The sequence below is a fragment of the Carboxydocella sp. JDF658 genome, from assembly GCF_002049395.1.
Classification (GTDB): domain Bacteria; phylum Bacillota.
Window position 1 is genome coordinate 1 of record NZ_BDLR01000209.1, and the last position, 201, is coordinate 201.

Genomic DNA, 201 nt, shown 5'->3' on the forward strand with positions numbered 1-201 from the left:
CTTGGCTACCCAGCGATTGCTCCTGGCGGAACAACTGGTACACCAGCGGTCTGTCCATCCCGGTCCTCTCGTACTAGGGACAGCTCCTCTCAAATTTCCTCCGCCTGCGACGGATAGGGACCGAACTGTCTCACGACGTTCTGAACCCAGCTCGCGTACCGCTTTAATGGGCGAACAGCCCAACCCTTGGGACCTACTTCA

General features: G+C 58.2%; 1 rRNA gene. It reads right to left on the minus strand.

From position 1 onward, the window contains the following. Window positions 1-201: ribosomal RNA gene (locus tag JDF658_RS13850) — 23S ribosomal RNA — on the minus strand; the annotation flags it as partial.